Origin of the sequence: Mycobacterium sp. PO1 (assembly GCF_017312405.1) — a bacterium.
Taxonomy (GTDB): Bacteria; Actinomycetota; Actinomycetes; order Mycobacteriales; family Mycobacteriaceae; genus Mycobacterium.
On record NZ_BLTG01000024.1, the window covers coordinates 61,182 to 82,686 of the forward strand.

19 protein-coding genes and 1 pseudogene are annotated in these 21,505 nt (G+C 67.6%); 4 read left to right on the forward strand and 16 right to left on the reverse strand.

What is annotated here, in order from left to right; translation table 11 throughout:
- Nucleotides 1–37: 37 nt before the first annotated feature.
- The 4 genes from J3476_RS11165 to J3476_RS11180 form a co-directional block, all read right to left on the reverse strand.
- Nucleotides 38–1,198 carry a MoxR family ATPase gene (locus tag J3476_RS11165; RefSeq protein WP_207066558.1) on the reverse strand — a complete coding sequence of 387 codons (1,161 nt, stop codon included), beginning with the start codon at nucleotides 1,196–1,198 and terminating at the stop codon, nucleotides 38–40.
- Between the two features lie 336 nt (nucleotides 1,199–1,534).
- On the reverse strand, nucleotides 1,535–2,224 hold the full coding sequence (gene ripB, locus J3476_RS11170; RefSeq protein ID WP_163680273.1) for an NlpC/P60 family peptidoglycan endopeptidase RipB: 690 nt from the start codon (nucleotides 2,222–2,224) through the stop codon (nucleotides 1,535–1,537).
- Nucleotides 2,224–3,660, reverse strand: a complete 1,437-nt coding sequence (gene ripA, locus J3476_RS11175) for an NlpC/P60 family peptidoglycan endopeptidase RipA (protein ID WP_207066559.1) — start codon at nucleotides 3,658–3,660, stop codon at nucleotides 2,224–2,226. The genes ripB and ripA overlap by 1 nt, the downstream gene beginning before the upstream one ends.
- A 235-nt stretch (nucleotides 3,661–3,895) precedes the next feature.
- Complete coding sequence (locus J3476_RS11180) at nucleotides 3,896–4,435, reverse strand: DUF6676 family protein (protein ID WP_286182891.1); 540 nt, start codon at nucleotides 4,433–4,435, stop codon at nucleotides 3,896–3,898.
- A 211-nt stretch (nucleotides 4,436–4,646) separates the two neighbouring features.
- On the opposite strand from J3476_RS11180, the gene acnA reads away from it, so the two are divergent.
- Complete coding sequence (gene acnA / locus J3476_RS11185) at nucleotides 4,647–7,472, forward strand: aconitate hydratase AcnA (protein ID WP_207066560.1); 2,826 nt, start codon at nucleotides 4,647–4,649, stop codon at nucleotides 7,470–7,472.
- A gap of 17 nt (nucleotides 7,473–7,489) precedes the next feature.
- Complete coding sequence (locus J3476_RS11190) at nucleotides 7,490–8,053, forward strand: TetR/AcrR family transcriptional regulator (RefSeq protein WP_152517067.1); 564 nt, start codon at nucleotides 7,490–7,492, stop codon at nucleotides 8,051–8,053.
- Nucleotides 8,054–8,059: 6 nt separating this feature from the next.
- Here the strand turns inward: J3476_RS11190 and J3476_RS11195 are convergent, their stop codons facing one another.
- The 5 genes from J3476_RS11195 to ilvD all read right to left on the reverse strand — a co-directional run bounded on the left by J3476_RS11195 (nucleotide 8,060) and on the right by ilvD (nucleotide 13,186).
- Nucleotides 8,060–8,248, reverse strand: a complete 189-nt coding sequence (locus tag J3476_RS11195) for a helix-turn-helix domain-containing protein (RefSeq protein ID WP_152517066.1) — start codon at nucleotides 8,246–8,248, stop codon at nucleotides 8,060–8,062.
- Between the two features lie 68 nt (nucleotides 8,249–8,316).
- Entirely contained in the window at nucleotides 8,317–9,954 is a 1,638-nt protein-coding gene (locus tag J3476_RS11200) for an ABC-F family ATP-binding cassette domain-containing protein (RefSeq protein ID WP_163675088.1), read from the reverse strand.
- A gap of 96 nt (nucleotides 9,955–10,050) precedes the next feature.
- Nucleotides 10,051–10,908, reverse strand: a complete 858-nt coding sequence (locus tag J3476_RS11205) for an enoyl-CoA hydratase (RefSeq protein ID WP_207066561.1) — start codon at nucleotides 10,906–10,908, stop codon at nucleotides 10,051–10,053.
- A gap of 23 nt (nucleotides 10,909–10,931) precedes the next feature.
- Complete coding sequence (trxA, locus tag J3476_RS11210) at nucleotides 10,932–11,294, reverse strand: thioredoxin (protein ID WP_207066562.1); 363 nt, start codon at nucleotides 11,292–11,294, stop codon at nucleotides 10,932–10,934.
- Nucleotides 11,291–13,186, reverse strand: coding sequence for a dihydroxy-acid dehydratase (gene ilvD / locus J3476_RS11215; RefSeq protein WP_207066563.1), 1,896 nt, complete (start codon nucleotides 13,184–13,186; stop codon nucleotides 11,291–11,293). The genes trxA and ilvD overlap by 4 nt, the downstream gene beginning before the upstream one ends.
- Nucleotides 13,187–13,299: 113 nt before the next feature.
- Between ilvD and J3476_RS11220 the strand changes: the two genes are divergently transcribed.
- Nucleotides 13,300–14,124: a helix-turn-helix transcriptional regulator gene (locus J3476_RS11220; protein WP_207066564.1), complete on the forward strand. Its 825-nt coding sequence runs from the start codon at nucleotides 13,300–13,302 to the stop codon at nucleotides 14,122–14,124.
- Between the two features lie 3 nt (nucleotides 14,125–14,127).
- On the opposite strand, the gene J3476_RS27930 is transcribed toward J3476_RS11220, so the two are convergent.
- The 3 genes from J3476_RS27930 to J3476_RS11235 form a co-directional block, all read right to left on the reverse strand.
- Nucleotides 14,128–15,810, reverse strand: coding sequence for a glycoside hydrolase family 16 protein (locus tag J3476_RS27930; protein WP_286182894.1), 1,683 nt, complete (start codon nucleotides 15,808–15,810; stop codon nucleotides 14,128–14,130).
- A 532-nt stretch (nucleotides 15,811–16,342) separates the two neighbouring features.
- Nucleotides 16,343–17,059, reverse strand: a complete 717-nt coding sequence (locus J3476_RS11230; protein WP_207066565.1) for a flavodoxin family protein — start codon at nucleotides 17,057–17,059, stop codon at nucleotides 16,343–16,345.
- Entirely contained in the window at nucleotides 17,056–17,703 is a 648-nt protein-coding gene (locus J3476_RS11235; RefSeq protein WP_207066566.1) for a hypothetical protein, read from the reverse strand. The genes J3476_RS11230 and J3476_RS11235 overlap by 4 nt, the downstream gene beginning before the upstream one ends.
- Nucleotides 17,704–17,795: 92 nt before the next feature.
- Between J3476_RS11235 and J3476_RS11240 the strand changes: the two genes are divergently transcribed.
- On the forward strand, nucleotides 17,796–18,476 hold the full coding sequence (locus tag J3476_RS11240; RefSeq protein ID WP_207066567.1) for a haloacid dehalogenase type II: 681 nt from the start codon (nucleotides 17,796–17,798) through the stop codon (nucleotides 18,474–18,476).
- Nucleotides 18,477–18,486: 10 nt separating this feature from the next.
- Here the strand turns inward: J3476_RS11240 and J3476_RS11245 are convergent, their stop codons facing one another.
- The 4 genes and pseudogenes from J3476_RS11245 to sufC form a co-directional block, all read right to left on the reverse strand.
- Nucleotides 18,487–18,834 (reverse strand): metal-sulfur cluster assembly factor, encoded by a 348-nt coding sequence (locus J3476_RS11245; RefSeq protein ID WP_152517057.1) that lies wholly within the window; start codon nucleotides 18,832–18,834, stop codon nucleotides 18,487–18,489.
- Between the two features lie 185 nt (nucleotides 18,835–19,019).
- Nucleotides 19,020–19,454, reverse strand: a pseudogene (gene sufU / locus J3476_RS11250) (Fe-S cluster assembly sulfur transfer protein SufU); the annotation flags it as partial.
- Nucleotides 19,454–20,725 (reverse strand): cysteine desulfurase, encoded by a 1,272-nt coding sequence (locus tag J3476_RS11255; RefSeq protein WP_207066568.1) that lies wholly within the window; start codon nucleotides 20,723–20,725, stop codon nucleotides 19,454–19,456. The gene J3476_RS11255 and the pseudogene sufU, both read right to left, overlap by 1 nt.
- A 1-nt stretch (nucleotide 20,726) precedes the next feature.
- Nucleotides 20,727–21,503, reverse strand: coding sequence for a Fe-S cluster assembly ATPase SufC (gene sufC, locus J3476_RS11260; RefSeq protein ID WP_152517055.1), 777 nt, complete (start codon nucleotides 21,501–21,503; stop codon nucleotides 20,727–20,729).
- Nucleotides 21,504–21,505: the final 2 nt, after the last annotated feature.

Here is a 21,505-nt window from a genome sequence, read left to right on the forward strand (position 1 = left end):
TGAGGGAGCCGTCACCGCGTGAGCCGCCTACGCATGCTCAGCGCCCACCCGCGGCCGCGCCGGCGGGAACCCCGGGCGAAGCGGAAGGACCTTGCTGCGGAATGGCATTCACCTGGGGAAGTGCCACGGTCTGCATGATCCGGTTGATCACCGTCTCCGAGGACACCTCGTCGGCGAGCGCGTCGTAGGTGAGTACCAGGCGGTGCCGCAGCACATCGGGGATGATCTCGACGACGTCCTGCGGGATGACGTAGTCGCGGCCCCGCACCAGGGCCAGGGCCCGGGCCGCCGCGATGATGCCCAGCGACGCACGCGGTGAGGCGCCGTAGGCGATCCACGCCTTGGCGTCGGGCATCCCGAACTTCTCCGGCTCGCGGGTGGCGGTGACGATCCGCACCACGTAGTCGACCAGCGCGTGGTGGACGAAATTGTTGGCTGCGGTCTCCTGCAGCCGCAGCAGGTCACCGGTGTTGAGGATCTGCTTGGGCTCCGGCGGCTTCACGCCCATCCGGTAGATGATCTCGCGCTCTTCCTCCGGTGAGGGGTAGCCGACGTTGAGTTTGAACAGGAAGCGGTCGCGCTGCGCCTCGGGCAGCTGATAGACGCCCTCCTGCTCGATGGGGTTCTGCGTGGCCATGACCAGGAACGGACTGGGCAGCGGGAACGTCTTGCCGCCGATGGAGATCTTGCGTTCGGCCATGATCTCCAGCAGGGCCGACTGCACCTTGGCCGGCGCGCGGTTGATCTCGTCGGCCAGCAGGAAGTTCACCACGCAGGGGCCGAGCTCGATGTCGAACTCCTCCTTGCCCTGACGGTAGATCCTGGTGCCGACGATGTCGGTGGGCACCAGGTCGGGGGTGAACTGGATGCGGGCGAACGTGCCGCCGACGACCTTGGCGAAGGTTTCGACCGCCAACGTCTTGGCGACGCCCGGCACACCTTCGAGCAGAACGTGGCCCTTGGCCAGCAGACCGACGAGCATCCGCTCGACCAGTTGGTCCTGACCGACGATGATGCGCTTGACCTCGAAGATGGCGCGCTCGAGCGTGTGCACCTCGTGCTGCATGCCGCCGTTGGTGCCCGACGAACCCGACTGTCCGGTGCTCGGTGCGGCATGCGCACCCGGGGAGTAGCCGGGTGCCGGGGCCTGCCCGGGAAATCCTCCAGAGCCCTGTGGCGGCCCACTCGGTGCGGTCATCAAACTTCCTTCCACAAGCGCAGTACCTACAGGTCTGTGCGCACGGGCCCGTTGTGGCACCGTGCTCGCCGTCAACTATTCCAGGCGGTTCGGAATCCGTCGACGCCGCCCATGCCGAGCCGGGCCGTACCCCAGCCATTCACCAATGGTGCTCAGCTTTAACTCAGGCCACACTCAGGTTGGCGGACGCGCGGGCGCCTCAGGGTGGCGGACGCGCAGGCGCCTCGGGCTTGCGCACGCGCAGGCGACTCGGCGTGGCGCACGCGCCGGTGCCTCGGGGTGACAGGCGCGGGCACCTCAGGGCGCGGGCACCTCACGGTGACAGGCGCGGCCGCCTCAGGTTTCGATGACGCGCACCGCGTAGGGCTGCAGGCCTGCCGTGCGCACCGGGCTCACGGTCACCCGACCCGCACTGCTGGCCGACTCGAGCATCTTTCCGCCGCCGAGGTACATCGCGACGTGCTGGCTGCCGCCGGGTCCCCAGAACAGGAGGTCTCCACGCTTGGCCTGCGAGACGGGCACCTTGCGACCGGTGTTGTACTGGTCGCCCGAGTACTTCGGGATCAGCACGCCCACCCCGGCGTAGGAGAACTGGGTGAACCCGGAACAGTCGAATCCGACGGTGTTGGCGCCGGAGTCGACCCCGGTGCTGGGGCCGCTGGGCTTGCCCCCACCCCAGGAATAGGGCACACCCATCTGGCTGCCGCCACGCCGGATCGCGTATTCGATGGCAGCCGGACCGCGCACGGTTCCCGGTGCCACACTCGCCGGCGCATCGGCCGGCACCAGACCGATGGTCTGCAGGAACTTGCGCCCGAGGTTCATGGTGACCTCGGTTGCCTGCGCGGTGGCGGCCAGCGAGGCGTTGGCGATGGCCAGCGGGTCGCCCGGAGCGCCCGCACTGATGAGCTTGGGCAATGTGGGGTCCCACTGTCCGGCCGCGGGCTGGGCGGAGGCGGGAGCGATCGGACCGAACGCGACACCGGCGACGGCCACCAACGCGACGAGCAGGCGGCGCACGGGGATCACCACTCGATCATCCGGGTGACGAAGGGGGTCATGCCGCTGGTACGGACCGGCGAGATCTTGACCACCGAACCGGTGTAGGGCGCCTCGAGCATCTTGCCGTCGCCGAGGTACATCGCCACGTGCTGGCTGGCGTTGGGGCCGTAGAAGATCATGTCGCCGCGGCGCATCTGCGAGGACGGCACCTTGCGGCCCGCGTTGTACTGCGAGCCCGAGTAGTGGTCGAGCTTGATGCCGACGCCGGCGAACATGTACAGCATCAGCCCCGAGCAGTCGAACCCGACGGTTCCGGCGCCGTGATCGATGCCGCGGCTGGGTCCTGCGGCGTTGCCGCCGCCCCACGAGTACGGCACGCCCAGCTGCGACATGCCGCGCCGGATCACCAGCTCGGTGGCCTGGGGTCCGGCGACGGCCGGGATGGCACCGTTGGTGATGCCGGTTTCGGTCGGCAGCAGGCCGAGGCTCTGCAGGAACTTGCGGCCCAGGTTCTGGGTGATCTCGAGCGACGTCGTGATGATCTTGATCACCGCATTGATGATCTGGATCGGGTCTCCGCTGACGAACGCGCTCGGGATCTGCGGCAGCGTCATGTCCCAGGCGGTCTCGCGGTTCCCGGTGGCCGGGTCGACGTCCCAGTTCGGGTTTGCGGCGCCCGGCTTGGCCGGCGCTGGCGCGCCGGACGAGGAGGACCCGGGTGCGGCGGCGGGCCGGCCGGCCCCGGCCGGGCTGCTGGGCGCGGCCAGGGTCCGCGCCTCGGCCAGTTTCGCCTGGGCCTGCTGACGTTCGGCGGTGAGGCGGTCGAGCTCGGCCTGCTGGGACTTGAACGTCTCCTGGGCGCCGGTCAGCGCGTCGACGGCGTCCTGCTGGCTGGCCTCGGCCGCCGAAACGGCCGCGTCGGCCTGCTGTTTGGCCAGTCGCGCCGCGGACTCCTTGTTGACCTGTTCGACGCGGGCGCTCTGCAGCTCGGTCATCACCCGGCGGGAGCTGATCGCCAGCGTCTCGCCGGCCGCGGCGGTGTTGAGGATGTCGACCGGATCCGAGGCCGTCAGGTACGAACTCGACGGGCCGTTGACGTACATCGCGGCGGCGAAGGTGTCGAATCGCTTCTGGGCGTCGGTGATCGCGCCATTGGCCTGCTCGACGCGCTGTGCGCTGGCGTCGACTTCCTGTTGCGCAGCCGCGGCGGAGTCCCGCGCGGTCTTGACCTCCAGAATGGCCTTGTTGACACTCTCCTGCTGCGACTGGATCGCCGCTCCGAGATCCTGCAGCTTTTGGTTGACGGTGGCCACCTCGGTGACGAGCTCGGCCAAGGTGTCAGAGCTTGCGGGCTGGGCCAGTGCCAGGCTGGGCCCCAGGTTCGGCACGGTCACGACCATGCCGAACGCCAGGGACACCGCACACAGCCGCGAAGCGGGGGCGCCAGGGGTGCGTCTCATCCGACTCAAGTCTCCTAATGCTCCACGCGAACGTGTCGGAAGATTCTCGGGCGCTCGAGCACAGTGAGCACAAAGATCACAGAAGTAACACGAAGCACTACTGCAACATCAAGCACCGATTGCACCGTACGTCACATCTGACGCTAAAGAAACTTTAGTAACGAATTACAACAATGTAATTGCATTTCGCGTTATCAAACGGTGATGTTTGAATTTGCGCAGGGCGCGGAACCCGTTAATCGACGCTGGTGGACGCCGCCTTCGACCCGGTTGCCCGTTTGCCCCATTTTTGCAGTATGCGGGTGGCCACGACGGCCAAGACGGTGACGAAAATGACCACAATGGTGAATGGCGTCCACGCAAAGTGGGAATCGGTCAACTCGCCGACGAAATTGGTCGACGACTGCACCGGGTTGCCGGTCTCGGCCAAGTCCTCACCGGCCTCGAGCGTGACCCGATCGAAGTCGGTGCTGTAGGTCCCGGCGTACGAGGGGCTCATCGCCAGCACGGTCGAACCGGGGTTCGCCATCCCCACCTCGGTGGCGATGTCGCGAAGCGGCGTGTCGATCGGAGGGTTGACGTCGATCGCCACGATCTTGAGGTCGATGCCCTGTTCGCGAGCGTCGGCGACGACCTGGCGCAGCGCGGGAATGTCGGCCTGATACGCGGGCGCGACGCTGATACCGTCGTCGGCGACATCGCTCTGCACCCGGTCCATGTCGATCTCGGGCGGGATGTATCCCGGCAGAAACCCGACGAACTGAGCTTCGGTCACACGAGCACGGTAGCCGACCCGGCCTCCGAGGCGACGCCGACACGGTCGGCGGCGATTCGGGGTAACCCAGGGGCGGCCAGGACTGGCACCGCCAGCGGTCAGCGACAACACTAGAGGCACCCTGGGATTACTTACAGGACAAGCGTACTGTTAGGGTTACGGACGCCGCCGACACAGCCCGTCGCGGCGATGAATACAGCCGGGAGTTGATGTGAGCACCAAGAATTCATCCCTGAACTCGTTCGGAGCACGCGACACGCTCGAGGTGGGAGACAACAACTACGAGATCTACCGCCTCGACGCCGTTCCCGGGACGGAGAAGCTTCCCTACAGCCTCAAGGTGCTCGCCGAGAACCTGTTGCGCACCGAAGACGGCGCCAACGTCACCAAAGACCACATCGACGCGATCGCCAATTGGGACGCGTCGGCCGACCCGAGCATCGAGATCCAGTTCACGCCGGCCCGCGTGGTCATGCAGGACTTCACCGGCGTGCCCTGCATCGTCGACCTGGCCACCATGCGCGAGGCGGTCGGTGACCTGGGCGGCGACATCGACAAGGTGAATCCGTTGGCCCCCGCTGAGCTCGTGATCGACCACTCGGTCATCGTCGACGTGTTCGGCAGCGCCGACGCCTTCGAACGCAACGTCGAGATCGAGTACGAGCGCAACGGCGAGCGCTATCAGTTCCTGCGCTGGGGCCAGGGCGCCTTCGACGACTTCAAGGTCGTCCCCCCCGGTACCGGCATCGTGCATCAGGTCAACATCGAGTACCTGGCTCGCACCGTGATGGTCCGCGAGGGCGACGGGACCAAGGTGGCCTACCCCGACACCTGCGTCGGCACCGACAGCCACACCACGATGGTCAACGGGCTCGGCGTCCTCGGCTGGGGCGTCGGCGGCATCGAGGCCGAGGCGGCCATGCTCGGCCAGCCGGTCTCCATGCTCATCCCCCGCGTCGTCGGCTTCAAACTCACCGGGGAGATCAAGCCCGGCGTGACCGCCACCGATGTCGTGCTGACCGTCACCGACATGCTCCGCAAGCACGGCGTCGTCGGCAAGTTCGTCGAGTTCTACGGTGAGGGCGTGGCCGAGGTGCCGCTGGCCAACCGCGCCACGCTGGGCAACATGAGCCCGGAGTTCGGTTCCACCGCAGCGATTTTCCCGATCGACGAGGTCACCATCGACTATCTGCGGCTGACGGGCCGCGACGAGGACCAGCTGGCGCTGGTGGAGGCCTACGCCAAGGCGCAGGGCATGTGGCACGACCCGAGCCGCGAACCCGAGTTCTCCGAGTACCTCGAACTCGATCTGGGCGACGTCGTGCCGTCCATCGCGGGCCCGAAGCGCCCGCAGGACCGGATCGAGCTCTCCGATGCCAAGAACGCGTTCCGCAAGGACATCCACAACTACGTCGAAGAGAACCACCCCGCCCCCGAGACGAAGCTCGACGAGGCCGTCGACGAGTCGTTCCCGGCCAGCGACTCGGTGTCACTGTCCTTCGCCGACGACGACTCCGTCGACGTGGCATCGGCGGCCAACGGTTCCGAGGGTCGTCCCACCAAGCCGGTCAAGGTGACCTCCGCCGACCGCGGCGAGTTCGTCCTCGATCACGGTGCGGTGGTCGTCGCAGCCATCACCTCCTGCACCAACACCTCCAACCCGTCGGTGATGCTGGGCGCGGCGCTGCTGGCCCGCAACGCCGTCGAGAAAGGCCTGTCGGCCAAGCCGTGGGTCAAGACCTCGATGGCGCCCGGCTCCCAGGTGGTCAGCGACTACTACGACAAGGCCGGCCTGTGGCCGTACCTGGAGAAGCTGGGCTTCTATCTCGTCGGATACGGCTGCACCACGTGCATCGGCAACACCGGTCCGCTGCCGGAGGAGATCTCCAAGGCCGTCAACGACGAAGACCTCACCGTGACCGCGGTGCTGTCGGGCAACCGTAACTTCGAAGGCCGCATCTCCCCCGATGTGAAGATGAACTACCTCGCCTCCCCGCCGCTGGTGATCGCCTATGCACTGGCCGGAACCATGGACTTCGACTTCGAGGCCGATCCGCTGGGCCAGGACTCCGACGGCAACGACGTCTTCCTCAAGGACATCTGGCCCTCGCCCAAGGACATCTCCGACACCATCGCCTCGGCGATCAACCAGGAGATGTTCACCAAGAACTACGCCGACGTCTTCAAGGGCGACGAGCGGTGGCGCAACCTGCCCACCCCCGAAGGCAAGACCTTCGAGTGGGATTCGGACTCGACGTATGTGCGCAAGCCTCCCTACTTCGACGGCATGCCCGCCGAGCCGGAGCCCGTCTCCGACATCAAGGGCGCCAGAGTGCTGGCCCTGCTTGGCGATTCGGTCACCACAGACCACATCTCGCCGGCGGGCAGCATCAAGAAGGGCACACCGGCGGCGCAGTACCTGGAGGCCAACGGCGTCGAACAGAAGGACTTCAACTCCTACGGATCACGCCGCGGCAACCACGAGGTGATGATCCGCGGGACCTTCGCCAACATCCGGTTGCGCAACCAGTTGCTCGACGACGTCTCCGGTGGTTACACACGTGACTTCACCCAGGATGGCGGGCCGCAGGCCTTCATCTACGACGCCGCGCAGAACTACGAGAAGGCCGGCATCCCGCTGGTCGTGCTCGGCGGCAAGGAGTACGGATCGGGCTCGTCGCGTGACTGGGCGGCCAAGGGCACCACGCTGCTGGGCGTGCGTGCGGTGATCGCCGAGTCCTTCGAACGCATCCACCGCTCCAACCTGATCGGCATGGGCGTCATCCCGCTGCAGTTCCCCGAAGGCGAGTCGGCGGCGTCGCTCAAGCTCGACGGCACCGAGGTGTTCGACATCGCGGGCATCGAGGAACTCAACAACGGCAAGACGCCCAAGACGGTCAAGGTGACCGCGAAGAAAGAGGACGGGTCGACGGTCGAGTTCGACGGGGTCGTGCGCATCGACACCCCCGGCGAAGCGGACTACTACCGCAACGGCGGCATCCTGCAGTTCGTGCTGCGCAACATGTTGAAGTCCTAGACGGGCACACCGGAAACATGCCCAGGGTCACCGAGGATCATCTGGCGGCCCGCCGCCGCCAGATCCTCGACGGCGCCCGGCGGTGTTTCGCGGAATACGGCTATGAGAGCGCGACCGTGCGGCGGCTCGAGGAAACCATCGGGCTGTCGCGCGGCGCGATCTTTCACCACTTCCGCGACAAGGACACGCTGTTCTTCGAACTCGCCCGCGAGGACGCGGAGCGGATGGCCGACGTCGCTGCCCGCGAGGGGCTGATCCAGGTGATGCGCGACCTGCTCGCGGCGCCGGAGCAATTCGACTGGCTGGCCACCCGGTTGGAGATCGCGCGCAAACTGCGCAACGACCCGGCGTTCAGTCGCGGCTGGGCGGAGCGGTCAGCGGAGTTGTCCGCCGCCACCGCCGAGCGGCTCCGACGCCAGAAGCAGGCCGGGCGCCTGCGAGACGATGTGCCCGGCGACGTGCTGCGCACGTATCTCGAACTGGTGCTGGATGGGCTGGTGGCCCGGCTGGCCTCCGGCGACGATCCGGAAAAGCTCAGCGCGGTACTCGATCTGGTCGAGGACTCGGTGCGTCAGCCCTGAACGGTCCTACGTGCGGCGCCGGTGGTTGGGTCCGCCGCGACTGCGCATCGTGGTACCCGATTCACGGAGCAGACTGTGGACCGAGCCGTACGACCGACCGGTCGACGCCGCCAGGTTCCGGATGCTGGCTCCGCGCTCGTAGGCGCTGCGGAGCTCGGTGAGCAACTGGTCCCTGGACTGGGTGGTTTTCTTCATCAAACGCCTCCCGGGTCTGTGCTCCGACACACATACCCCGCAGTTGGGGGGTTGACACCTGGGGACGGTCAGGCCAATTCGATCAGATCGCGGTATTGCTCCGACCAGAAATCCTCGGTGCCGTCGGGAAGCAGTACCACGCGCTGCGGATCGAGGGCTTCGGCGGCGCCCGGGTCGTGCGTGACCAGCACCACCGCCCCGACGTAGCTGCGCAACGCGTCGAGGACCTGTTCGCGAGACGCCGGATCCAGGTTGTTCGTCGGCTCGTCCAGCAACAGCACGTTGGCGGTGGACGCGACCAGACCGGCCAGCGCGAGGCGCGTTTTCTCGCCACCGGACAACGTGCCGGCCGGCTGCTCGAGCTGGGCGCCGGTGAACATGAAGGCGCCCAGCAAACCGCGCAGGTCCTGTTCGCCGGTGTCCGGCGCCGCGTGGCGGATGTTTTCCCACACCGAGGCGTGGTCGTCGAGAGTGTCGTGCTCCTGCGCGAAATAACCGATCTTGCAGCCATGGCCCGGTTCCATCACACCCGCATCGGGGGTCTCCACCCCGGCGAGAAGCCGCAGCAGCGTGGTTTTGCCTGCACCGTTGAGGCCCAGCACGACGACCCGCGAGCCGCGGTCGATCGCCAGATCGACGCCGGTGAACACCTCCAGTGAGCCGTAGTTCTTGGTCAGTCCCTTGACCACCAGCGGGGTACGTCCGCATGCGGCCGGGGTGGGGAATTTGATCCGCGCCACCTTGTCGGCCACCCGCTCCTCGTCCAGCGCGGCCATCATGCGGTCAGCGCGACGCAGCATGTTCTGTGCGGCAACGGCTTTGGTGGCCTTGGCGCCCATCTTGGCAGCCTGGGTCCGCAGTGCGGCGGCTTTGCGTTCGGCGTTGGCGCGCTCGCGACGCCGGCGCGCTTCGTCGGTGGCGCGGGCATCGAGATACTTCTGCCAGCCCATGTTGTACACATCGGCTTCACCGCGCACGGCGTCGAGGAACCACACCCGGTTGACCACGTCGGCGAGCAACTCGACGTTGTGGCTGATCACCACGAGTCCGCCGCTGTGGTTCTGCAGGAAAGTGCGCAACCAGCCGATCGAGTCGGCGTCGAGGTGGTTGGTCGGTTCGTCGAGCAGCAGCGTGGTCTGGGAGCCGGCCCCGCCGCCGGCGCCGTCGCTGGCGGCGAACAGGATCCTCGCCAGCTCCACCCGGCGCCGCTGACCGCCCGACAGTGTGCGCAACGGCTGCGTCAACACCCGCTCGGGCAGGCCGAGGCTGGCGCAGATACGACCGGCCTCGCTCTCGGCCGCGTAACCGCCCAGCGCCGCGAACCGTTCCTCGAGTTGGCCGTAGCGGCGGACCGCCTTGTCGCGGGCCGTGTCGTCGGCCACCTCGGCCATCAGCACCTGCTGCTTCTCCAGGTCGGCCAGCAGCGTGTCCAGACCGCGCGCGGACAGCACCCGGTCCCGGGCGAGCATGTCCAGATCGCCTTCGCGGGGATCCTGCGGCAAATATCCGATCTCACCCGATCGGGAGATCGATCCGGCGTAGGGCTCACCTTCGCCGGCCAGGATCCTCATCGTCGTCGTCTTGCCCGCGCCGTTGCGCCCCACCAGCCCGATCCGGTCACCCGGCTGGACCCGAAGCGCCGATCCCTCGGTGGAGAGCAGTGTGCGCGCCCCGGCGCGGACCTCGAGGTCCGTTGCGGTGATCACGCTGACCCTCCTGTTGCATGTGAATCGACATCGGGCGCACTACGCGCCCGTGACCATCCTTCCAAGGCTAGTGTGCAGGCCCGACCGGGCGCCAACTCAATTGCCCGGCCGCGGGTTCTTGTCGTCGGTGAACACCGGCGGGCGCTGCTGTGCTCGCGCGGCGACCGCCTCGTCGAAGTTGTCGGTGAGCAGCCGGATGTACAGCTGACCCAGGCCTTCGGCCTGCATGTGCGCCTCCATGCTGCCCGCGTCGAGACCGCTCCACAATGTGCGCTTGGTCAACTCGATGCCGGGCCGCGAGAACGACGCGATCCGCACCCCCATCTGCACGCAGACAGCGAGCAGTTCAGCGGGCGCCACGGCGCGCGACACCAAGCCGATGCGCTCGGCCTCCTCGGCATCCACGTCGCGGCCGGTGAGCATCAACTCGAAGGCGCGGGACGTGCCGATGGCACGCGGCAGCAGGTAGGACAGGCCCAACTCACTGGCCGTCAAGCCGTTGTTGATCCCGGCGGCACGGAAATAAGCCTCGACCGAGGCGATACGGATGTCGCAGGCCAGCGCGAGGCACAGGCCGCCGCCGATGGCGGCGCCGTTGACCGCGGCGATCACCGGTTGGTGCAGCTTCCGCAGGGCCAGGATGACGTCGTCGAGCACCTCCATGGACCGCAGCGCATACGTCGGCCTGGTCAGACCGTCCACATGCGGCACGGACCCCGCCGACTTGTGGTCAGCGCCCGAGGAGAACCCGCGCCCCGCCCCGGTCAGCACGATCGCGCGGACGGAATTGTCGTACGACAGCTCGTCGAGTGCGCTCTTCAGCGGCACCATGACGTCGAAGGCCATCGAGTTCATGCGCTCGGGCCGGTTGAGCGTCACGACCGCCACGTGTTCGCTCGGGCGGTCGACGAGGACCAACGGTGCGGAGTTCTGCTGCTCGGTCACGCTCAGCACGCTAGCGGGCGTGCCGGGGCAGGTTATTCCTGCCCGTTCTCCTGCGCGGCCACCGCGGCGTCGATGTCGAACTCCTTGACCTTCTGGACCAGGTCCTCCAGCGCGGCCGGAGGCAGGGCGCCGGCCTGGTTGAACACCAGCTTGCCCTTCTTGAAGGCCATCAGCGTCGGGATGGAACGGATGTCGGCCGCGGCTGCGAGTTGCTGCTCGGCCTCGGTGTCGACCTTGGCGAACACGACGTCGGGGTGCTTCTCCGAGGACGCCGCATACGTCGGGGCGAACTGCTTACACGGTCCGCACCACGACGCCCAGAAGTCGACCAGAACGATCTCGTTGTCGGTGACGATGTCGTTGAACTGTTCGGCGGTGATGTCTTGAGTAGTCACGTGTCTGTCAACGCCCGCGAACGGTGTGGTGTTCCCCCGTCCACTACCGGATCCGCAGGCACGTGGCGCACAGCGCCGCGGTCGGCCGACGTCGTCAACGCGGCGTAAGCCCGTAGAGCGGTGGATACCGGCCGGTTCCGGTGCCGAGGTCGGAACCCCCCATGGTGCAGCTGCTCGGTCCGCCGCCGGGTCAGCTCATCGGGGCCCACCCGTAGCTCGACACGGCGCCCGGGGACGTCGATGTCGATCAGGTCGCCGTCCTCGACCAGCGCGATCGCGCCGCCCGCCGCGGCCTCCGGTGACACGTGCCCGATGGACAGGCCCGAGCTGCCGCCGGAGAACCGGCCATCGGTGAGGAGCGCGCAGACCGAGCCCAGACCGCGGCCCTTCAGGAAGGACGTGGGGTGCAGCATCTCCTGCATGCCCGGCCCGCCGCGGGGTCCCTCGTATCGCACGACGAGAACATCCCCGGCGCGCACCCGGCCGTTGAGGATGGCGTCGACGGCCTCTTCCTGCGACTCGACCACCACCGCGGCTCCGGAGAATCTCAGCATGCGCGCCTCGACGCCGGCGGTCTTGACCACACAGCCGTCGGGCGCCAGGTTCCCGCGCAGCACCGCCAGGCCTCCGTCTTCGCTGTATGCGTGCGCGGCGTCGCGGATGCATCCTGCGACGGCGTCGGTGTCCAGCGATTCGTGCAACTCCGTCGCGGTGAACGCCGCCGCTGTGCGACGCCCGCCCGGGGCAGCCCGGAACAGGTCATGCGCCTCAGCGGTGGCGGGGCCGCCGCGGACGTCCCAGCGACCCAGCCACTGCGGCAGCGAGCTGGCGTGTATGGCGCAGACGTCCCCGGTGAGCCGACCGGCACGGTTGAGTTCACCCATCAGCGCGGGCATGCCGCCGGCGCGGTGGACATCCTCGATCAGGTGCGTGCCGTTGGGCGCGACCTTGCACAGACACGGCACGCTGCGTGACACCGCGTCGATGTCGTCGAGACCGAAGTCCAGACCGGCTTCGTGGGCGGCGGCCAGCAGATGCAGCACGGTGTTCGTGGAGCCGCCCATGGCGATGTCGACGGACATCGCGTTGCCGAATGCGGCGCGGTCGGCGATACGACGCGGCAGCGCGGTGTCGTCGTCGTGGTCGTACCACCGGTGCGCCAGTTCGACCACCAGTGCGCCGGCTCTCTCGTAGAGAGCACGGCGCGCGACATGGGTCGCGAGCGTGGTGCCGTTGCCGGGTAGCGCCAGACCCAGCACTTCGACCAGGCAGTTCATCGAGTTCGCGGTGAACATGCCGGCACACGATCCGCAGGTCGGGCACGCGGCTTCCTCGATCCGGGTCAGGTCGTCGTCGCTGACCGCGGTATCGGCGGCCGTCGTCATGGTGTCGATCAGGTGCATGCCGGTTTTGCGGGCCCCGTCGGCAAGGGTGGTGCGCCCGCCTTCCATGGGGCCGCCCGAGACGAACACGGTCGGGATGTTGCACCGTAACGCCGCCATCAACATGCCGGGGGTGATCTTGTCGCAGTTGGAGATGCAGACCAGCGCGTCGGCGCGATGCGCTTCGACCATGTACTCGACCGAGTCGGCGATGAGGTCGCGCGACGGCAGCGAATAGAACGTGCCGGCGTGCCCCATCGCGATGCCGTCGTCGATGGCGACGGTGTTGAACTCCCGCGGAATTCCACCGGCGGCCTTGACCGCCTCGGAGACGATCCGGCCGACGGGCTGAAGGTGGGTGTGGCCGGGCACGAATTCGGTGAAGCTGTTGGCCACCGCCACCAGCGGTTTGCCGAAGTCGGCCGCCGCGACGCCGGCCGCGCGCAGCAATGCCCGGGCGCCGGCCATGTTGCGGCCGTGGGTGACGGTGCGGGAGCGAAGTTCAGGCATCTGCTCAGCCTTGCGCTGCCCGGTGCCGCCCGGAAGACGGCGGCGCTGCTAGTAGTGAGAGCACCAGGTCCGATCGCGGAGGCCGGCGTTTTCCACGAATACGATGGTCAGCCATGGCGGGACACTCCGACAGCCGCGCCGAGCTGGCCGCGTTCCTGCGGGCCCGCCGCACCGAGATGTCGCGAGAGCTGCACGGCTTGCCGGCGCTGCCCCGGGACCGCACGGTCGGGCTGCGCCGCGAGGAGGTGTCTGCGCTCTGCGGTGTGAGCGTGACCTGGTACACGTGGCTCGAGCAGGCCCGGCCGATCACGCCCTCGCGGCAGGTGCTGGACGCGATCGCCACGGCACTGCGGCTTTCCGGCCCGGAGCATCAGTACCTGCTCAGCCTGGCCGGCTACGCCCCGCCGCCGCACCTGCACGCCGACACCGTCGAACCGGCGCCGGCGCACATCCAGCGCCTGTTGGACGAGCTGGCGGGCAGGCCCGCCTACGCGCTGGCCGCCGACTGGACGATCGTGGCGTGGAACCGCGCGTACGCGTCGCTGTACCCCAACGTGGCGAAGGTCGGAGCGGCAGATCGCAACCTGCTGTGGCTGGTGTTCACCGACCCCGCGGTGCGCGAGCTGGTGGACGACTGGGAGGTCACCAGCCGCCGGTTCCTCGCCGAGTTCCGCGCCGAGTCCGCCGGCCGGCTGGGTGACCCGGAGATCGTGGCCCTGGTCGACCGGTTGCGGACCGCCAGCCCCGAGTTCTGCAGCGGCTGGGACGGTCACCCGGTGGCGGGGTTCGAGTCCCGCGAGCGGGTGTTCCACCGTCCCGGTGCGGGCCGGCTGCGGCTCGAACACCATCAACTGCGCCCCTCGGACCGCCCGGACCTGCAGCTGGTGGTCTACACCCCGCTGGACGAGACCACCCGCTCGCTGCTCGATGAGCACTGAGGGTCACAGCTGATAGGCCTTGACCCAGTCGACCTTCATCTGTGCGTGGAACGGCGCCGACGGGTCCGGGTCCCCGGTCCAGGGGTTGCCGACCGCCACATTGAGGATCAGGTAGTGGTCCCAGGCCCCGGAGAAGGGTGTCCAGTCGCCGCCCAGAGCCTCGTACTGGGCCTGGGTGACGCTGCCGACCTCGACGCCGTCGACGTGCCAGACGATGCGGTCGGCATACCAGTCCATGCCGTAGTCGTGGAACCCCTGCGACAGATCGATGCCCAGGTCGGCAGCGACGTCGTGCAGTGTGACGTCGACGCCGTTGTCGGTGTCGTCCGGACCGTGGATGTTGCCCGTCCAGACCCGCCGTGACTGCGGGGTGCCCAGCCCGGGGATCTCGACGATGTCGATCTCGCCTTGCCGCGGCCAGTCGAATTCGTGACCCGGTTCGAGGCCCACCGACCAGAACGCCGGCAGGCTGCCCTGCGTGGCCGGCATCTGGATGCGTGCCACCACCCTGGTGCCCACGCCGAAGGACTGCTTGCCGTAGGTGACCACGCGGGCCGAGGTGTAGTTGTGCGGTGCGCCGAGCCCGTCGGGCGTGGCCTCTCGCCGGGCGTCGATGACGAGGTTCCCGTCGGCGTCGATGTAGACGTTGTCGCCGTCGGTGTAGTACTGGTTCTCCCCCGCCGGAGCGCCCCATCGCCCGGTCTGCAGGCCCCAGTACCGCAGCGCCTCGGACATGTCGGTGAAGTTGCTCTCCCACAACAACTCTGGGTCGGCCGGCTCTGGAGCGGGCTCCGGCTCAGGTCCGGGCTCCGGTTCGGGTTCGGGCTCCGGTTCGGGAATGACCACGTCGCGGTAGATGCGGGTGCGCACACCCTGCCACCAGGACTCGATGAAGCGCGGCACAGGAATGGCCAGGAAGTCGGCCCCCAACCCGGTATTGCGAATTCCCAGGGAGTAGAGCATGTCGACGATCATCGAGCCGACCGTGATCCGGGCAGGGGATGCGGCGGTGACCGACATCGCGGACTGGGCCGATGCGGTCTCGGCGGGCGGGTCCGCCGCGACGCGATGCGCCTGCGCTGCAGCGGGCGCGCGGTCGACCGGAGCGGGCGCGCGGTCGACCGCGTCCCGCAGTACCTCGTCGTGATCGGTCTCCTTGCGCGTGACCGGGACCGGCATGCTCACCCCGCCGGACTCGTCGGAGCCGGAATCGTCGCCCTGCGTGGTTCCGACCTGTTCTTCTCCGCCGGCGTCTCCCGCGCCCGCGTCGTCCGCACCCGAGGCGGTTCCCTCGTCGGTGTCGTTTCCCGCGCCTGCGCTCTCCTCGCCGGCGATGTCGTTCTCATCGGAGAAGTCGTTCTCACCGGAGATGTCGACGGATTCGACGAGGTCGACCGTGTCTCGGTTCGGGTCCACTGCTTCATCGTCGGAGTCCTGCGAGATCTCCTCGGTCACCTCATCGTGCTCGCCGACAACGTCGGAATCGTCGAGCTCGTCGCCGACCGAATGATCGGTCGCGTCGTCGGACGCTCTGTCGGTCGCGTCGTCATCCGGTGCACTCGCCGTGGTGGACCCGTCGGAGGAATTGGCATCCCGCGGCGAGGTGCCGTCCTGCGACGACGAGCCGGCGGATGCACCGGAGTCGGCGGGAGTGGCCGAAGCGGTGGCGACGCTAGCGGTCAGCATGGCCGCACCGAGTCCGGCAACGACCACACCGCTGGCCAACAAGTATTTGCCGTTGACCCCCGGCGAGCAATCACTGTGGCGACTTCGCATGACTCCATCCATCCCTGCTGTCGGCGACAAGAAACAGAAACGAACACGGCGCGACCGCCCCAAGAACGCCACGCCACAGCGAATACAGGAATCCCGATGCGGACGCCCCCTCGCACACGCATCAGCGCTAACGGTGCAGAAAAAGGCTCTCGTGCAACGCCTCTCCGCTGACTGACCTCGCTGTGCAGCAAACGATATCCAATGACGTGACCACGCGCTTGTTTTCTTCCGAAAAATTCCACTCCGCAAATTTCAGAACAGGGGCCGGACGAAAAACGAAGGCGTGATCGACATTTGCAGCGCAGCACTCGGCGTTTGCCAGCGCTCTCATTACTGCGGGCGGAAATCGGCAATTGCAGCGCTCTGCGCGGCCTTTTCAGTGGAACTGCCCGCGGCGCGCGCCGACGTCACAATTGCCGAAAGCAGAGAGGCAACATCAGGGTCAGCGGTACTCCGGATTGACGAAGTCGTACCGGCATCCCGCGTCCCACCCCGCGCGGACGTTGCCGTAGGCCGGCACACCTCCGCTGTTCTTCAGCATCCGGGCCAGGTGCATCAGATTCCAGGTCATGAAGGTGGTGTTGCGGTTGGTGAAATCGTTGGCCGGCCCACCCGAACCCGGGTCGAGGTACGACGGGCCCGGGCCGGCTTCACCGATCCAGCCGGCATCGGCCTGCGGCGGGATCGTGTACCCGATGTGCTGAAGCGTGTACAGCACGTTCTGCGCACAGTGCTTGACTCCGTCCTCGTTGCCGGTGATCAGGCACCCACCGACCCGGCCGTAGTAGAGATACTGGCCGGCATCGTTGAGCAGGTGCGACCCTCCGTACAACCGTTCGTGCACCCGCTTCATCACCGAGCTGTTGTCGCCGAGCCAGATCGGACCCGCGAGCACCAGGATGTCGGCGGCCAGGACCTGCTCGAAGATGGCGGGCCAGTCGTCGCTCGGCCAGCCGTGCTCCCGCATGTCCGGCCACACCCCGGTCGCGATGTCATGGTCGACGGCGCGGACCACCTCGACCGCGACGCCGTGTCGCTCCATGATGGCGGAACTGATCCGGATCAGGCCCTCGGTGTGGCTGATCTCGGGCGACCTCTTGAGCGTGCAGTTGATGAACAAGGCGCGAAGGTCACTGAAATCCGGGTCGATGTCGGTCATGGGGCGTGTCCCTCCAGTTCGGCTGTGCCCTGTTCGAAGAATTCGACGATGCCGATGATGAGCTCTGCGCAGTCGTCGTTGGTGTTCAGCGGATACGCCGCACCGAACGGGGCGTTCCAGAACGAGCCGGTTCGCGGTATCCAGGGACCCACATACGCGTAGGGCGTCGGGTGGTACCCGTCGCCCGCCGAGACGCCGTAGTTGACGTCGCTCACGCTCACCGCGACGTCGAAGTGTTCGGGCCACAGAACCGGCTGCTGCTCTGTGAACAGCTGCCGCAAAGCCTGGCTGCCTGCATGGTGGCTGCGGATGATGAGGGTGGCGGCGGCTTCATCGACAGCGAGAGTCGTCTCGGCGTCCACCAGACCGGTGGCTGGATAGACGTCCTCGGGTGCGCCGAAGTCGACACCCGCGGCCCGGGCCAACTCCCGTGGCGTACCCGCCAACGGCGCGGACCCGTCGGCCCAGTCGAACCGCATGCCGCGGATGGACAGCGGTGATGCGGCGCCACCGAACCCGTCGGCGTAGACCGACAGCCGGATCGTGCCCGCCGACCGATACTGCGGGCCGGCGATAAGACCGTCCGCCAAGCCGTGCAACTGGACACGGGTGCGCACATAGCGCTGGTCGAAACCCTCGGCCACCTCGGCTCCTCTCGCCTCCACCCGAGACAGTGCGGTCGTCCAGGTCGAGCGTTACACGAAAGCCGCGTACGCAGAATGAGATCGTGAAAGGCGTGACTGCGGATGAACCGTCGGTGTTGGTGTTCGATGTCAACGAGACGCTGATCGACATCGATGCGCTGGCCCCGGTGTTCGACGGCCTGTTCGGCGACCCACAGGTGCTGCGGGAATGGTTCGGCCAGCTGGTCATGTATTCGATGACGGTGACCCTGTCCGACAGCTACGTGGATTTCTTCACCCTCGGCCGATCGGTCCTGCGAATGCTCGGGGACGTGCACGGTGTTGCTGTCGGGTCCGACGACCTCGAGCGACTCGGGCAGAGCATGCGCACGATGCCGGCCCACCCGGACGTCGCCGAAGGCCTGACCACCCTGGCCGACCGGGGCTACCGCCTTGTCACCCTGACGAACTCACCGCCGTCGTCCGGGGCCCCGACACCGCTCGAGAACGCCGGACTGGCAGGTCACTTCGAGCGGCAGTTCAGTGTCGACACATTCGGGGTGTTCAAGCCGACCACCCGGCTCTACACCGGCGTTGCCGCCGAACTCGGGGTCCTGCCCACGGACTGCATGATGGTCGCGGCCCATATCTGGGACACGATGGGCGCGCAAGCCGCCGGGATGAGCGCGGCGTTCATCGCCCGTCCGGGCAACGCCGTACTCCCCTCCGACTCACTGCCCCGGCCCACGCTGGTGGCCACCGATCTGATCGAACTGGCCGCCCTGCTGGGTTGACCCGAGTTCGCTACACCGTGAACCCGAGCGCTCGCAGCTGCTCACGCCCGTCGTCGGTGATCTTGTCCGGGCCCCACGGCGGGTTCCACACCCAGTTGATCTTGATCTCGTTGACCAGCCCCGCACCCACCAGCGCGGTACGCGACTGATCCTCGATCACATCGGTCAGCGGACACGCCGCCGACGTCAGCGTCATGTCGATCAACGCGACGGGTCCACCGTCGCTCTTCTCGACGTCGATGCCGTAGACCAGTCCGAGGTCGACGACGTTGATGCCCAACTCGGGATCGACGACGTCGCGCATGGCCTCCTCGAGCTCGGCCAACAGTTCGTCGTTGGGCAGTGCGGTGTCACTCATGAATTCTCCTCAGCTTCTTCAGCAGCGTCGCCGCTGCCGGCGAGCGCCAGCGCGGTGTCCGATGCGCTGGCCTCCGCCAACGCGGTGTCCGATGCGCTGGCCTCCGCCAACGCGGTGTCCGATGCGCTGGCCTCCGCCAACGCGGTGTCCGATGCGCTGGCCTGCGCCAACGCGGTGTCCGATGCGCTGGCCTGCGCCAGCGCGGCCTTGAACGCGGTCCAGCCCAGCAGTGCACACTTCACCCGGGCGGGATACTTCGCGACCCCGGCGAAAGCCACGCCGTCACCGAGCACTTCCTCGTCCCCGTCGATCCGGCCGCGAGACGACACCATCTCCGAGAACGCCGCGACGGTCTTGAGCGCATCCCCGACGCTCTGACCGATCACCTGATCGGTCAGTACCGACGTCGACGCCTGGCTGATCGAGCAACCCTGACCGTCGTAGGAGATGTCGTCGACGGTCTGACCGTCGTCGGACAACGCCACCCGCAACGTCACCTCGTCACCACAGGTCGGATTGACGTGATGCACCTCGGCGCCGAAGGGCTCACGCAGCCCGCGATGGTGTGGATGCTTGTAGTGATCGAGGATCACTTCCTGGTAGATCTGCTCGAGCCTCATCAGTCTCCGAAGAACTCCAGCGCCCGGCGTACCCCGGCGACCAGGCGGTCCACCTCGTCGACGGTGTTGTACACCGCGAAGGAGGCCCGCGCGGTCGCCGCCAGCCCGAACCTGCGGTGCAGGGGCCACGCGCAGTGATGACCGACGCGCACCGCCACACCGTCGTCGTCGAGGACCTGACCGACATCGTGGGCGTGAATGCCGTCCACCACGAACGACACCGGCGAGCCGCGGTCGGTCATCGAGGTCGGGCCGATGATGCGGACCGCGTCGATTTCGGCGAGCCCGGTCAGCGCGGCCGCCACCAGTTCGCGTTCGTGCGCTTCGACGGCCGGCATGCCGAGTTCGGTCAAATACCGGGCGGCGGCACCCAGACCGACCACCTGGGACGTCATCGGCGTGCCGGCCTCGAACCGCTGCGGGGGCGGCGCGTAGGTGGCCATCTCCATCGTGACGGTCTCGATCATCGATCCGCCGGTCAGAAACGGCGGCATCTCCTCGAGCAGCGCCGCCCTGCCGTAGAGCACTCCGATACCGGTCGGACCGAGCATCTTGTGGCCGGAGAACGCAGCGAAGTCCACGTCGAGGTCGTGCAGGTCGACCGGCTGATGCGGCACGGACTGGCAGGCGTCGAGCACCGTCAGCGCTCCGACCGCCTTCGCCCGTGCGACCAGCTCGGCCACCGGCGCGACCGTTCCGGTGACGTTCGAATGGTGGCTGAACGCCACCACCTTCACCCGCTCATCGAGCTGCAGCGAATCCAGATCGATGCGCCCCTGCTCGTCCACCCCGTACCAGCGCAGAGTCGCGCCCGTCCGGCGCGCCAATTCCTGCCACGGAATGAGGTTGGCGTGGTGCTCGAGTTCGGTCGTGACGATCACGTCGCCGGGACCGACCGTGCGGTCGAACCGGTCGTCGCCCAGCACGTAGGACACCAGGTTGAGGGCCTCGGTCGCGTTCTTGGTGAAGACCAGTTCGTCGGCCCGCGCGCCGACGAACGCGGCGATGTCGTCGCGGCCCTGTTCGTAGGCGTCGGTCGCTTCCTCCATCAATTGATGCGCACCGCGGTGCACCGCGCCGTAGGACGTGGTCAGGAAGTCACGCTCGGCGTCGAGCACCGCCAGGGGCTTCTGCGACGTCGCGCCGGAATCCAGGTAGGCCAGCTGGTGTCCGCCTCGCATCACCCGGCTCAGAATCGGGAAATCCACCCGGATCCGCTCGACGTCGATGGTGTCGCCCCGGTGCAGGCCGGGCGTCCGCACGGCCGTCATGTCAGGCTCCGGCGGCCGCAGCCTGGGTGAAGCGCTCGTAACCGTTCTCCTCGAGTTCGTCGGCCAGCTCCGGACCACCGGACTCGATGATCCGGCCATCGACGAAGACGTGGACGAACTGCGGCTGGATGTAGCGCAGGATCCGCGTGTAGTGGGTGATCAACAGGATGCCGCCGTCCTCGTCCTTCGCATACCGGTTGACTCCCTCGCTGACCACCCGCAGCGCGTCGACGTCGAGACCGGAGTCGGTTTCGTCGAGGATGGCGATCTTCGGCTTGAGCAGCCCCAGCTGCAGGATCTCGTGGCGCTTCTTCTCGCCGCCGGAGAACCCCTCGTTGACGCTGCGCTCACCGAAGGACGGATCGATGCCCAGGTCGCCCATCGCGCCCTTGACCTCTTTGACCCAGTGCCGCAGCTTCGGCGCCTCGCCACGCACGGCGGTGGCCGCGGTGCGCAGGAAATTCGACATCGACACGCCGGGCACCTCGACCGGGTACTGCATCGCCAGGAACAGCCCCGCGCGGGCCCGCTCGTCGACCTCCATCTCGAGGACGTCCTGGCCGTCCAGGGTGATGGAGCCGGAGGTGACGGTGTACTTGGGGTGACCGGCGATCGCGTAGGACAGCGTCGACTTGCCGGACCCGTTGGGGCCCATCACCGCATGGGTCTCGCCCGAGCGCACGGTGAGGTTCACGCCCTTGAGGATGGGGATCTGCTCGCCGGCCGCGTCGGGGTTGGCGACCGACACGTGCAGGTCTTTGATTTCCAGAGTGGTCATGG